The 14,133-nt window shown below is 59.1% G+C and carries 9 protein-coding genes; 7 read left to right on the forward strand and 2 right to left on the reverse strand.

Annotation, left to right across the window (positions count from 1 at the left end):
* Positions 1–2 precede the first annotated feature (2 nt).
* The 7 genes from ACNKH6_RS00350 (at position 3) to ACNKH6_RS00380 (ending at position 11,594) form a co-directional block, all read left to right on the forward strand.
* Positions 3–3,260 (forward strand): UvrD-helicase domain-containing protein, encoded by a 3,258-nt coding sequence (locus ACNKH6_RS00350; RefSeq protein ID WP_417913556.1) that lies wholly within the window; start codon positions 3–5, stop codon positions 3,258–3,260.
* Between the two features lie 191 nt (positions 3,261–3,451).
* The gene (locus ACNKH6_RS00355) at positions 3,452–4,477 is read left to right on the forward strand and encodes a rod shape-determining protein (RefSeq protein WP_417913557.1); all 1,026 of its coding nucleotides are present in this window, start codon (positions 3,452–3,454) and stop codon (positions 4,475–4,477) included.
* Between the two features lie 29 nt (positions 4,478–4,506).
* Positions 4,507–5,391, forward strand: a complete 885-nt coding sequence (gene mreC, locus ACNKH6_RS00360) for a rod shape-determining protein MreC (RefSeq protein WP_417913558.1) — start codon at positions 4,507–4,509, stop codon at positions 5,389–5,391.
* 19 nt (positions 5,392–5,410) lie between these two features.
* Positions 5,411–5,953: a hypothetical protein gene (locus tag ACNKH6_RS00365; RefSeq protein WP_417913559.1), complete on the forward strand. Its 543-nt coding sequence runs from the start codon at positions 5,411–5,413 to the stop codon at positions 5,951–5,953.
* Positions 5,950–7,920 carry a penicillin-binding protein 2 gene (gene mrdA / locus ACNKH6_RS00370; protein ID WP_417913560.1) on the forward strand — a complete coding sequence of 657 codons (1,971 nt, stop codon included), beginning with the start codon at positions 5,950–5,952 and terminating at the stop codon, positions 7,918–7,920. Before ACNKH6_RS00365 ends, mrdA begins: the two co-directional genes overlap by 4 nt.
* A gap of 24 nt (positions 7,921–7,944) precedes the next feature.
* On the forward strand, positions 7,945–9,057 hold the full coding sequence (rodA, locus tag ACNKH6_RS00375; protein ID WP_417913561.1) for a rod shape-determining protein RodA: 1,113 nt from the start codon (positions 7,945–7,947) through the stop codon (positions 9,055–9,057).
* 38 nt (positions 9,058–9,095) lie between these two features.
* Positions 9,096–11,594, forward strand: coding sequence for a hypothetical protein (locus ACNKH6_RS00380; protein ID WP_417913562.1), 2,499 nt, complete (start codon positions 9,096–9,098; stop codon positions 11,592–11,594).
* A gap of 7 nt (positions 11,595–11,601) precedes the next feature.
* Here the strand turns inward: ACNKH6_RS00380 and ACNKH6_RS00385 are convergent, their stop codons facing one another.
* Positions 11,602–13,134, reverse strand: a complete 1,533-nt coding sequence (locus ACNKH6_RS00385; RefSeq protein ID WP_417913620.1) for a YifB family Mg chelatase-like AAA ATPase — start codon at positions 13,132–13,134, stop codon at positions 11,602–11,604.
* Between the two features lie 36 nt (positions 13,135–13,170).
* Positions 13,171–14,082, reverse strand: coding sequence for a CAP domain-containing protein (locus ACNKH6_RS00390; protein ID WP_417913563.1), 912 nt, complete (start codon positions 14,080–14,082; stop codon positions 13,171–13,173).
* Positions 14,083–14,133 lie beyond the last annotated feature (51 nt).

Here is a 14,133-nt window from a genome sequence, read left to right on the forward strand (position 1 = left end):
AAATGCCCTACATCGCCGACCTCCACGTCCACTCCCACTATTCCCGCGCCACCAGCAAGGCCAGCAATTTGCGCGGCTTGGCGGCGTGGGCGGCGGTCAAGGGCATTGATGTGGTCGCCACGGGCGATTTCACACACCAGGCCTGGTTCGCGCAGCTTTGCGACGAGCTGGAGCCAGCCGAACCGGGTTTCTTCCGCCTGAAAAACAACGAAATCAGCGGGCTGGCCAGTGTCCTGCCGCCCGGCGTGCAGCCGGATATTTCGCACATCCGCTTTGTCCTCAGCGCGGAAATCAGCTCGATCTACAAGCGCGGCGGCCAGGTGCGCAAGGTGCATAATCTGCTCTACGCCCCGGATTTCGAGGCGGCGCGGCGGATCAGCGGCGTGCTGGCCGGGATCGGCAATCTGGAGGCGGACGGCAGGCCCATCCTCGGCCTTGACTCGCAGACTTTGCTCGCCATTCTGCTTGAACACGCGCCGGACGGATTCCTCGTGCCCGCGCATATTTGGACACCGTGGTTTTCCCTCTTCGGCTCCAAGTCCGGCTTTGATGCGCTGGAAGACTGCTTCGGCGATTTGAGCGGCGAAATCTTCGCCCTTGAAACCGGCCTGTCCTCCGATCCGGCCATGAACCGCCGCATTTCCGCTCTTGACCGCTTCGCCCTGATCTCCAATTCCGACTGCCATTCGCCTGCGAAATTAGGCCGCGAGGCGAACATTTTCGCGGCGGGCTTTGATTTCTTCTCCCTGCGCGATGCCCTGCGTCAGCCGAATCACGAGCGGCGGCTTGCGGCCACCATCGAATTCTACCCGGAAGAGGGCAAATACCACTGCGACGGCTGCCGCAGCTGTGGCGTGTGCTTTGAGCCGGAGCAGACCCGCGCGGCCAAAGGCATTTGTCCGGGCTGCGGCAAGCCGCTGACGGTCGGCGTGCTGCACCGTGTTTTGGAATTGGCCGACCGGGACGAGCCTGCCTGGCCGGAGAACGCGCCCGCAGTCCGCAGCCTCATTCCTTTGCCGGAAATGCTCGGCGAGCTGTTCGGCTGCGGCCCGGCCAGCAAGCGGGTGGATGAAGCCTATGGCCGCTTGATCAACGCCTTCGGCTCGGAGTTCCGCCTGCTGATGGACACGCCACTGGCGGAGATCGCAGCGGTTTCGCCCCTGCTTGCCAAGGCCGTGGAGCGGGTGCGGGAGGGCAAGGTTATTCGCCAGCCCGGCTATGATGGTGAATTCGGGGTGATCACGGTCTTTGCCGAGGATGAGCGGGCCGAGCTGGGCGGGCAGCTCAACCTTTTCGGTCTCAGCGCGGCCAAGACAAGAAAAAAGCAGGAGCGCAGACAGGCTGCTCTCGTCCTCAAAAACAAGGACGAGGGCCAGCCTGCTGCTCCGCGCCGCCTGCTCAACCCAGAGCAGCAGGCCGCTGTGGACAGCGATGCCGCCCGGATCATCGTTCAGGCCGGGCCGGGCACTGGCAAAACGCACACGCTGGTGCGGCGGGCTGTCCGCCTGCTGGAGCAAGGCCAAGGGCCGCTGGTCATCATCACCTTCACCAACAAAGCGGCAGACGAAATCCGGCAGCGGCTGGCTGCCAGCGTGGGCGAGCAGGCCGCGCTGGTCGAGACCTTCCACGGCTTCTGCCTGCGCTGGCTGCGCCGCCGCAATCCGCAGCTTGCCTTGGCCGGGCCGGAGATGCGGGAGCGCATTGTCCGCCAGCAATATCCGCAGGTTGCCGAGCGCGAGCGGCAGGACATCCGGCGGCAGGCCGCGCTCTTCCTCGCCAGCCAGGCGGAGCTGCCGGAATACTATGCCGAAACCGACCAGCTGCATCCTTATTTCCGCTGCCTGCGCGAGCGCAATCTGCTTGATCTGGATGAGATTGTCCCGGCCTGCGTCAGCCTGCTCCGACATGACAAGGAATTCGCCGTTGAAGTCCGAGCCAGCGTCGCCCACCTTTTGGTGGATGAATTTCAGGACTTGAACGCCGCTCAGTACGAACTGGTGCGCCTGCTGGCTGAAACTGCGGCGGTTTTCGCCATCGGCGATCCTGACCAGGCCATTTACGGCTTCCGGGGCGCAAATCCCGTCTGGTTCCGCAAGTTCATGGCCGAGCAGCAGCCGGAGTTTCATGCCCTGACCCGCAATTACCGCAGCGGTGTGCGGATTCTCGCAGCAGCGGCAGCGGTCATTCAGTATAATCACGGCGATGAGGAAAGGCCCAGCCCGCAGGCGATGTCGGAGAAGCCGGGTGTCATATACCGCCATGCCGCCGTGAACGCCGCTGCTGAAGCCGCCTTTATTGCCGGGCAGATTCAGCACTTAGTCGGCGGCACCTCGCACCGGGAGATTGACCGGCTGCAAAAAAGCAGTGAAACCACGTTGGCCCTGTCGGACATCGCCATCCTCTGCCGCACCTCCCGGCAAATGCCGCTCATCGCCCATGCCTTAGCCGAGCGGACGCTGCCCTGTCAGGTGGTTGATTTGCAGCCGTTCTATCTGAGCGGTGCTGTCCGTGCGCTGTACTACGAGCTGCTCTTGGCTGCCGGGCAGATTGACGCGGCAGAATTGCTTTTCCTGCTCGGACAGGAAGAGGGTGTCGGCGCAGTTTCGCTGGCCGCCGCCGAGCAGATTTTGTCAGAAAGCAGTGCTGCGCCCTTTGCCGCGCTGCGGGCCGCTGTCCTGCCGGAACGCCTGCAAGCAGGTGTCGGCAAACTCGCAGAGCGTGCAGCCCAGATAGCCGAATTATCCCCCCTTGTGGCTGTTGATTTTTTGTTAGAGCAGCACGGCCTGAGCCGCGAGGAGCCGGATTTGCTCCGTTTCCGCAACATGGCCGCCGCTGCGGTCTCGCTGCCTGCCTTTGCCGAACATCTGCGTCGGCATGAGGACAGCCTGATTTACGACGAGCGGGCCGAGGCCGTGCTGCTGACCACGCTCCACGCGGCCAAGGGCTTGGAGTTCAAGGCGGTCTTTCTTGCTGGCTGCGAGGAGGGCCTGCTGCCGCTCGCGCCCCGCGCCCCGCTGGATGATGACGCGGCGGCGGAACTGCTCCGCGAGGAACGGCGGCTCTTTTTTGTCGGCCTCACCCGCGCCGCCGAGACGCTGTATTTGTGCAGCGCGATGGAACGGCAGGGCTTTGCCGGGACAGAGCGGCCCAATCCGTCGCGTTTTTTCAAGGAAATTCCGGCGGAGCTGCTGGATGCGCCGCCGCTTTCACAGCCGAAAGCACGGAAGAAAAGCCTCGGCAGGCAGCTCCGGCTTTTTTGAGCCGAAGCCGGACAGTCTTCGGAAATAATGATTATTTTGTCAGCATCCGCGTTCTGCTGTTTTGGCATTGCCAGTTTCCGGCGGTGCTGGTAAACTGATTTCAACCTGCTGCGACACAGCCACAACGTTCCCGATGGCTCCGGCGGAGCCAATACGTCAGAAAAAATGATTTTTACCCCAGGTGAAACCGGATGTTTTCTCCGTTGAATTTTCTTTTCGGCTGGATGTCCAGCGACCTTGCCATTGATCTCGGCACAGCAAACACGGTTCTGTATGTCAAAGGCAAGGGGATAGTCCTGCGGGAGCCTTCCGTTGTCGCGGTGCGCGGCGGCAGGGTGCTGGCGGTAGGCACCGAGGCCAAAGAGATGCTCGGCAAAACTCCGGGCAATATTGACGCGATCCGGCCCATGCGCGACGGTGTTATCGCCGACTTTGAAGTCTGCGAGGCCATGCTCCGCTACTTCATCAACAAGGTGCACAACCGCCGCACGCTGGTGCATCCCCGGATCATCATCTCTGTGCCGTCGGGCATCACCCAAGTGGAGAAACGGGCAGTGCGCGAGTCCGCCGAATCCGCCGGAGCGCGCGAAGTTTTCCTGATTGAGGAGCCGATGGCAGCGGCCATTGGCGCAGACATGCCGATCACCGAGCCGACCGCCAACATGGTCATCGACATCGGCGGCGGCACCACCGAGGTGGCGGTGATTTCCTTGGCCGGCATAGTTTATGCCAAGTCGGTGCGGGTGGCGGGCGACAAAATGGACGCGGCCATCCTCCAATATATCAAGCGCAAGCACAATCTGGCCATCGGCGAGCGCACTGCCGAGCAAATTAAAATCTCCATCGGCAATGTTCTCCCCGCCGAGCCGTATGAGACGATGGAGATCAAGGGCCGCGATTTGGTCTCCGGCGTGCCGAAGACCCTAACCATCCGCTCTGACGAAATTCAGTCCGCCATCTCCGAGCAAATTGAAGTGATTGTTGATGCTGTCCGGCTCGCCTTGGAAGCCACCCCGCCAGAGTTGTCCGCCGACATTGTCGATCAGGGCATCGTCCTCACCGGCGGCGGCGCGCTGCTGAAAAATCTCGACAAACTGCTCGCTCAAGAGACCGGGATGCCGATCATCGTCGCTGATGACCCCCTGTCCTCGGTTGTGCTCGGCTCTGGCAAAACCCTTGACAAGATTGAGCTGCTCAAGGAAATCGCCATTGACTGAGCGCAGCGCGGCGGGCCTCATCCTGCCGTATGTTCCGCCTCACCCGCCGTTCCGCGCAGATGCAGAAAAATAACCGCAACAAAAAGAAAGACGGCGCGGACGGATTCCGTCCTGTGCTGTTCGGTGGAATTGCGCTGACAGTACTGCTGCTTTTTTTTGCCGTTATTTTCAGCAGTCAAGAATTCGGCCCCTTCTATAAGCTCCTGCTGGATGTGGCCGGGCCTATTCAGAAAGGCACGAATTATCTTGCCGCGCCCTTCCATTCGGTGCGGGAGAAATACCTTGATCTGCTGACTGTTCGGGAGGAAAAGCAACGGCTGCTGGAGGAGCTGCAAAAATGCCGGGCCGCCGCCTATGCCAACCGAGGCGCGGCGGCACTGAACGCCCGCCTGCGTAAGTTACTGGAATTCAAAGAGTCTTCCGGGCTGCCCACCGTCACCGCCCGGATAGTTGGCAAAGACCCTTCGCCGTGGTTCCGCAGCGTGATCATAGATCGGGGTCTCAGCGACGGCGTGGACAAGGGGATGCCGGTGGTCACCGGCGAAGGCATCGTCGGCCAAGTCTATGCCGCTTCCTCTGGGTATGCCAAAGTCCTGCTGGCCATCTCTCCTTCCAGCGCAATTGACGTGCTGCTGCAAGACTCACGGGTTCGGGGCATCCTCAAAGGCACAGGCGGCAACAGCTATCGTCTTGAGTACATCCTCAAAACGGTCGAAGTTGCCAAGGGCGACCATGTGGTGACCGCAGGTTATGGCGGCATGTTTCCGCCCGGCCTGCCAGTGGGCATAGTCTCGGAAGTGATCCGTAACCGCCGAGGCATGTTCTTGGAAATTGAGGTGGTTCCTGCCGTGGATTTCAGCACCTTGGAAAATTTGCTCGTGATTGAGCAGAAGAAAAAGGAATTCAGGCCGTAGGCCGAGTGAGCTGGGCCAAATGCTGACCGTACTTTTCATCCTCATCGGCCTGCTGCTGGCCGCAGTCCAGACCACGCTCCTCATGCCCGGCCCGCTTTGGACTGCCGTTCCTGATCTGCACTACATCCTCGTCGCGTACACCGCCTGCCAGTTCAGCTGGTGCCAAGGCATTCTTATCCTGCTGCCGGTGAGCTGCGTCATGGATGTGTATTCCGGCACAGTGGCCGGTCTGCATCCAGCGGTCTGTGGCTGCGGCTGGCTGCTGCTCAAGTTCATGAACAGCAACATGCCGGTGCGCCGGGCCATTTATCAGCTGCCGCTGGTGGCGGCCAGTCATCTGCTGGTTTCTTGGCTTGCCGCTTTGCTGCTCGACCTGATCCAAGAAGAAGAAATCGTTTGGTCATGGCCGTTGATGCTCTTCCGTGCCGGACTGGTGCTGCTCTGCTCCTACCCGCTCTTCCGCTTCTTTGATTTTCTGACCGCCACGCTGCGCGGCAGATTCACTCTTCCCCGCCCAAAAGAAGCGGGCAATCAATTTCGGCAGGAGCGGTCGCTGCCATGAGCAGCCGCGTCAACCGGAGACGGAGAAGCCGGGCCGAGGAAATTGCTCACGGCGGCGATGACGGCAAAACCGTCATCAGCCATATCAATCAGGGCGAGCTTGATTTTTATCACCGCCGGGCCATGCAGTCTGCGGCGGTGCTGCTGTTTTTCTTTGTGGCACTGGTCGCCCGGCTCTGGCATCTCCAAATTCTGCAAGGAAATCAGTATGCCCAGATGGCTGAGAATAATCGGGTGCGCTCGGTGGACATCGCCGCGCCGCGCGGCAATATCTTGGACCGCAAAGGCCGGGAGATCGTCACCAACCGGCCTTCTTTCAATGTGGTCTGGGTGCGCGAAAACAACCGGATTGATGAAGAGCTGATCAAAAAGGTGGCTGCCATCCTTGGTGTTGATCCGGCGGAGCTGCTGGCCCGCATCCGCAAGATGGCCGGAACGCCGGGTCATTTGCCCATCCGTCTGGCGGAGAATCTGGAATGGGACAAGGTGGCGTACATCGAAAGCAACCGGATGGACATGCCGGGCATTAAAATTGAGGTCGCGCCGCAGCGGGTCTATCATTATGGCAACCTTGCCTCGCACATGATCGGCTATCTCGGTGAAATCAGCAAAAAAGAGCTGGATGAGGCCGAGCAGACGGAACAGGGCCGCTACCGCCCCGGCGACATGCTCGGCAAGATGGGCTTGGAGCGGCTGCGGGAAAAGGATCTGCGCGGCGAAAAAGGCCAGGAATACATGGAGGTCAACTCCCTCGGCTTTGAGCAGCGCAACCTTAAAGGCGTAGAGCCACTGCCCGGCAACGACATCCAGCTGACCATTGACGTTGATCTCCAGCAGACGGCAGAAAAGCTGATGATGGACGCGAACTACGCCGGCGCAGCTGTGGCCGTGGAGGTCAACACCGGGCGCATCTTGATGATAGCCAGCTCGCCGGTGCTGGATCTGAGCAAATTCATCGGCGGCATTTCCTCCAAAGACTGGAAAGAAATGCTCGACAATCCCCGCCATCCTCTGATCAACAAAACTGTGCAGGGCATGTATCCGCCTGCTTCAACGTACAAAATTGTCACCGCCTTGGCTGGCTTGGCTGAGGGGATCATCACCCCGGACAGCACGGTCTGGTGTCCTGGCTCTTACCGCTTCGGCAACCGCACGTACCGCTGCTGGAAATACAAAGGCGGCCACGGCACGGTAAATTTGAAGCGGGCTTTGTCTGAATCCTGCGATGTGTATTTTTATCATGTGGGCCAGCGGCTGGGCGTGAACCGCATCGCCAATTACGCAGCTCATCTCGGCTTAGGCAAGAAGACCGGGGTCGAAATTGAGCACGAGAAGGCCGGGTTGATCCCCACTGCGGACTGGAAGTTGAAAAAATACGGCAAACCGTGGCAGGACGGCGAGACCTTGTCCGTCGCCATCGGCCAAGGCTTCAACTTGGTCACGCCGCTCCAGCTGACTATGATGACAGCGGCAGTCGCCAATGGCGGACGGCTCTATCAGCCCAGCATTATTGAAATGGTTCGCGATTCTGAGGGGCGGGTGGTCGAACGCTTTCAGGTGACCGAATTGGATCATTTTTCCGGGCAGGAGCGCTCCCTGAAACTTCTCAAGGAAGGGCTGATTGAGGCAGTGAATGGCCGCCGGGGCACTGCGACCAAGGCGAAACTGGATGGCATCACCGTGGCGGGCAAGACCGGCACGGCGCAAGTGGTGCGGCTCAAACAGTATAAACATCTGAAAGAAGAAAATATTCCCTATCTGTATCGCGACCATGCCTGGTTCACCGCCTTCGCCCCGGCGGAGCAGCCGGAAATTGCAGTGACTGTGCTGGTCGAACATGGCCTGCACGGCGGTTCTGCGGCTGCACCGATCGTCAAGGCGGTGCTGGAAAAATATTTCGCCGACCGCCTGCCCAAACCGCCGCCGGAGACAGAAGCTGGAGCCGCTCCTTCCGGCAGCGGCGATTAACTCTTTCCTTTTCGTCCCGCCGAGATGCTTCACTTTGACCGCCGTGTTCTCAATAATTTCGACTGGGTGACAGTGCTGCTGGTCTCACTGGTCTCAATCATGGCCTTGGCCAGCCTGTTCAGCTCGACGTGGAATGGCGGCCCAAATCCGTCACCGCTTTTTTTCAAGCAGCTCTATTTTTTTCTTTTTGGCTATGCTTTAATTCTTCTGATTCTCAGCGTGGACTACAGCGAGCTGGAGATGCTCGCCTATGTCGGCTACGGTGCGGTCTGTCTCCTGCTGATTTACACTAAACTGTTTGTCAAAGCGATCGCTGGCAGCCAGCGCTGGATTGATCTGGGTTTTTTCAAGCTGCAGCCCTCAGAGCCGACCAAGCTGGTGCTGGTGCTGGTGCTGGCAAGCTGCTTCGCCCGGCTGGAGGCGGAAGAGGAGGGGTACGGCCTGCGCCATTTGCTCCGGCCCGCTGTCCTGACTTCGGTCCCATTTTTGCTGATCGTTATTCAGCCAGATCTTGGCACTGCCCTGATGCTGGCTTTTGTCTGCGCTTCCATGACCCTGTTCGCCAGACTGCGCTGGCCAGCTCTTGCCATGCTCAGCGGAGCCGGCATCACCACCGCTGTGCTGGGCTGGCTGTATGGCCTCAAGCCCTATCAGCGCCGCCGCATTGAAACGTTTCTTGACCCAGAAAGCGATCCGATGAATCATGGCTACCAGATCAATCAGTCCAAGATCGCTGTGGGCAGCGGCAAGCTGTTCGGCCAAGGCTTCATGGAAGGCACGCAAGGGCATTTGAATTTTCTCCCGGAGCGGCACACCGACTTTGCCTTTGCCGTCTGGTGCGAGGAGCTTGGCTTCACCGGCGCGGTGTTTTATTTGATTTGCTATTTTCTCCTGCTGCTCTGGGGCATCAACATCGCCATGACCGCCCGCGACAAATTCGGGGTTTATCTCGCCTTCGGCATTGTCACCTTAATTTTTTGGCAGGCCGTGGTCAATCTTTCCATGATCATGGGAATGCTGCCGGTGGTCGGCGTGCCGCTGCCGATGTTCAGTTACGGCGGCTCCTCGCTGCTGACCAACCTGATCGCGGTCGGCATTCTGATGAGCATCAGGATGCGGCGCTTTCAGAAACGATAACGCCACACCACCACCAACACTCATCGTTCCGTTTCGTCATGCCTGAACCGCAATTCAGCCGGGCGCTGCCCTTGCTGTCCGCCCTGCTGCTCTCCTTGTCCTGCCCTGCTGTGTCCATCGGGCAGCAGCCTGTTTTTTCGCCGCCCTCGCCTGCGCCAGCTCCGGCTGCGCCGACAGCGTCCAACGACATCGTTGTGCAGAACACCTATGCCGCTTTTGCCAAAATTCCCAGCCTGACTGCCCAAGAGCTGGACTATGGCAAGAAGCTGATCAAAGGCATGGACTACAATGCCCAGCGGGTGGTGCGCCGCTTCAGCGTTCTGCCCGGAGCCAGTTTCAGTTTGTGCGGCCCGGTGCTGGCTGATCTGGCTGAAAACAAAATTTCTTTTGAGCAGCTCCTTGCCTTTGAGCAGTGGACGGCCCTGCCCGGCGCAACCATGCCGCAGGCGGCGGGGCTGCTGCCGGGGTTGCGGGCCATGCGGCGCGAGGCTTTGAAAACCTTCCGGGCCTGCGTCAGCATGATTGGCATTGATGCCAGCTTGGCGCTGCGGCTGATTCCTCAGCTCAACGCCATGAACGACGACAGCAGCCTGACTGCCCGGCAGCTTTTCGCCATCCGGGGCATGGATGTCCGCCGGGGCTTGGACAATCTCGCCACGCTGCAAAAATTCAACCGGAAGCAGGCTTGGGCGTTTGCCTCGCTTGCTTCCGTGCCGGACATGAGTCCAGACACCGCCTTATCCTCTCTGCCGCTGATCAATGCCCTGCGGGATGAAGATGCGTGGAATTTTCAATACTTCATCAAACGGGCCAAGCCGGATTGCCACACGGCATGGACTTGGCTGACCCGTTATTTCAGCCAGCCAGTGCCGGTGCAGGAGAACATGCACTACAGCATGACTGCGCAGAACCGCTCCGCCCTGCTGGATGCCCTCTATCACGCTGGCGAAGAAGTAGTCTGGAAGATCAACAACCTACATGCGGTGACCAACGAATATGGGGTTGAGTATTCGCAGGCCCAGCTTGCAGGCATGAGCGCGGAGCAGCTGCAAGGCCTGTTCAACAAGCTCTCACCACCGACCAGAACGCGCTACGGCGGCAGCTTTGCCGCCGCCCGGCAGGCAGGCGGGGGGAAGATGATCAATGTGTTGCGGCAGGCCACTACCGCTGACCGCACCCAAGTGGCGCAAGACCTGACTTCCGGCAATATTTACGCCCTGCTGGCGCAAGGCAGCGAGTTGTACGACTCCTCCTTCCGCGACATACTCGTGCCAATTTTGAAAGCGCGGGTCAGCACCATGCACCGGGACGACCTGCTCGTCTTCCTCCAAGCCACCGACCCCGGCAACCTGCTGGTGTCAAATTTCATTGTCAGTTTAGCCCAAAAAGGCAAACTGACTGATTTTTTCCCCACAAATGCGGCGGAGCAGCAGCGCATTTTAGAGCTGGTGGCCAGTTCCGCCTTCAAGGACGAGGACTCTATCCTCCTCTTTTCCGCCACCTTCCGCTACCTGCTCACGGTGCTTGAACCCTCATCCCGGCATTTTCTGATTCAGAAAATGGTGGCGGCGGACAACGGCAAAGGCAGTTTCAGCAAACTGATCACCGTCATTCTGCAATATTACATTCAAGAATACCAAGAACTTCTCAGCCCGGAATCTACCGTTCTGATCAAACAGACCATCGCCCGCAACGGTGCGATTGACATCAGCCGCTATTTGGGCACGCCCTTCGCGCAATGGAAGCAGGACGGCCAGCTTGGCTCGCTCTCCATCTTTCATCCTGATGATGATGGACGCACGTCCTTTGTCTCCAACGCCCAGATGCTGAGTCGGCACGGCTACCGGCTGACGCTGTCAGATCAGTACAGTTTTCCCGCCAATGCCGCCCAGCGGCAGCGGTTTGAATCCCTTGTCGCCCAAGCTGGCGGCAATTTTGCCGCATTGTTCGAGGCCATGCGGCGGGAGCCGTTTTCCGCCGCCTTCGTCAAAAAGGTCAATGGAATCACCATCCTCCATGCGGTGCATGTCTATGGCGATCAGGAAAACCAGAAACAGGTGATGCTGCGCTTCCTCAAAGGCGGCGATGAAATGCTGGCCCAGCGCGGCCATTCCTACTGGCGCTCCGAGCAGATCACGGATCCGATCAAACAGCTTCAAGAAAGTCAGCAAATCACCGACCAAGACCTGCTGGCCAAGCAGCACTTCCTCAGTCTCGGCTCCTGCGGCGGCGTGAAAATTTACACCAAATTGACCCGCCTCTTCCTTGGCCGCCTTGACATCCTCGCCACTATCGGCACCGGCCAAGCGATGATCAATGATCCGTACAATCTGCATTTTTTTGAGATTATCGCCAACAATTCCCCCGGCATGAGCTGGGAGGACTTGGCCCGCAAAACCTCCTTCATTTTCTCCGCTGGCCGAGGGCAGGACTATCTTCAGCCCGGCTGTCTGACCGCGATTTTGCACAAAATCCTTGATGAGGACATGAAACGGCAGGGCATCAAGCCGAAGCAGGAAGCCGAAGATTTGTGGTAGTCTGCCCTCACCGCACCTCATACTGCTGCCGCCGGTACTGCACCGCCTCGGCGACATGGGCGGAGCTAATGCGCTCGGATTCGGCTAAATCGGCAATGGTGCGGGCAATTTTGATGATGCGGTGATAGGCGCGGGCGGAGAGGCCCAGCCGCTCAATCGCGTTTTTGAGGAGCTTGCTGCCCGCCTCGTCCAAAGGACAGAAGGTTTCGAGCTGACGGGGCGACATGCGGGCGTTGCAGGTCACGTTTTTGGTGGCGGCAAAGCGGGCCTGCTGCACCCGCCGCGCCCGGTTGACCCGCTCCCGGATGGCGGCGGACGGCTCGCCCGCATTGCGCGAGCTGATTTCTTGCACGGGCACCGGCGGCACCTCGACGTGCATGTCAATCCGGTCGAGCAGCGGGCCGGAAAGCTGGCCGCGATACCGCTGCACCTGCACCGGCGAGCACGTGCAGGCCTTGACCTTGTCGCCGAGAAAACCGCATGGACAAGGGTTCATGGCCGCCACCAGCATGAAGTCCGCCGGAAAACGCAGGCTGGCTGCGGCGCGGGCAATCGTCACCATGCCGTCTTCCAGCGGCTGGCGCATGACCTCAAGGACATGTTTGCGGAACTCCGGCAGCTCGTCGAGGAAGAGCACGCCGTTGTGGGCAAGGGAAACCTCGCCGGGCCGGGGTATCTGGCCACCGCCGATCAGCCCCGCGTCTGAGATGGTGTGATGCGGGGCGCGGAAAGGCCGCGTCACGAGCAGAGGCAGTCCTTCGGGCAGCAGGCCGACTGTGGAATAAACCTTAGTGGTGGCAAGGGCTTCGCTTAGGCAGAGATCAGGCAGGATGGTCGGCAGCCGCCGGGCCATCATGGTCTTGCCCGTGCCCGGCACCCCACAGAGCAGGAGATTATGACCGCCTGCCGCCGCCACCTCAAAGGCCCGCTTGACGTGCTCTTGGCCGCGCACTTCGGCGAAATCCACCGGATACTCGCTGCGGCGGCTGAAGAGCGCGTCTATGTCAGTGCGGGACGGCGCAATTCGGCACAGCCCGCCGAGAAAATCCATCGCTTGACGCAGGCTCTGCACCGCAATAATCTCGATGCCCTGCACAACGGCTGCTTCGTGGGCGTTCTCCGCTGGCACAAGAAAACGGCGGATGCCGTTCGCTTGCGCCTCCAGCACCATCGGCAGCACCCCGCGCACCGGGCGCACACCGCCGTCCAAGGACAGCTCGCCGACCAACGCGGTTTCCGCTAAATCTGGGCAGTCCAGCGCACCTGCGGCTGCAAGGATGCCCACCGCAATCGGCAGATCGTAGCCGGAGCCTTCCTTTTTCACCGCCGCTGGGGCAAGATTGACTGTGATCCGGCGCGGCGGGAACTCGTAGCCGCTGTTCTTGACCGCCGCCCGCACCCGGTCTTTGGCCTCGCGCACTGCGCCTTCCGCCAGCCCGACCGTGGAGAAAAGCGGCAGACCAAGGGCCAAATCCACTTCAACACGGACAAGCAGGCCGTCCACGCCCATCACCGCGCCGCTTAGGGTTGAGGCGAGCATGGCGGCAAGATGTTTTGGAACAATTTGACCTCGCAATCAGTTACTGTCTCTGCTTTCCGGCAGAGAATAATAGCATACCCAAACTTGGGATTTATCTTCGCAAAAAGACATTGCGCAGCCTATGTTAGCGACCTCTTTATCCACTATGTTACTGTAGCCTGAATTGTCTTTGCCCCATTTTTGCACAACTTCCTGCGGTTCGATTTTGCTTGATTCACGGCGGCCATCAGACCAGACGACTGCGCCGAGACGATAGATGTTCTCGCTGAAACCTTTGTTGCTGTTCAGCGGAGCACAGTTGTTGATCTCTTTTAAATGATCAGTCCATGCTTGCGCATCCATCTCCAGCTTGTCTGACCATTTCAGATTAGGCGCATCGACTTTGCTGCGCCATTGATTATGAGCTGCCGTCATGGTTACAGGATCAACAGAATGCTGAACAATCGGCGGAGAAACAGGTTTCTTCTCAATCAAAGGTTCAAGATGATTTTCTTGCAACTTGGCAACATCTGCTGGCTGCGCTGTCTGCTGTGTTGGGGAAGAAGTGCTGTTCGTGTTTTCTGATGGCAGAGCTTCCACAATAACGCTATCTTGATTCTGCCGACCTCCCTCATCTTCTACCTTCAAAACAACACTGTATTCGCCAGGCTGCGTAAAGACATGATGGTACGATATCTTTTCTGACACCGACCCAGTGTCGATCAGCCAATAATATTTCAAGCTGCCACCTTCAGGATCAGAAGACTTTGCCCCGTCAAATGTTATTTCAAGAGGCACTGTGCCTTTCTGCTTTGTTGCTATTATTTTTGCAATAGGCGGCTGATTTTTCGGCCAGATTTTCTCCAGCAGAACTGGGCCGACACCAACAGTAGCTATTACAGAGGCGATCAGCGTGGCGGCACCGCCAATCCATTTACCTACTTTTTTAACTTTGTCTGCGTCAACCATACGTTGCCTTCTTCTAAAAAAGTATGTTACTTTTTCTATTATCTATAGATG

Source organism: Candidatus Electronema sp. JM, assembly GCF_048287415.1.
Lineage (GTDB): Bacteria > Desulfobacterota > Desulfobulbia > Desulfobulbales > Desulfobulbaceae > Electronema.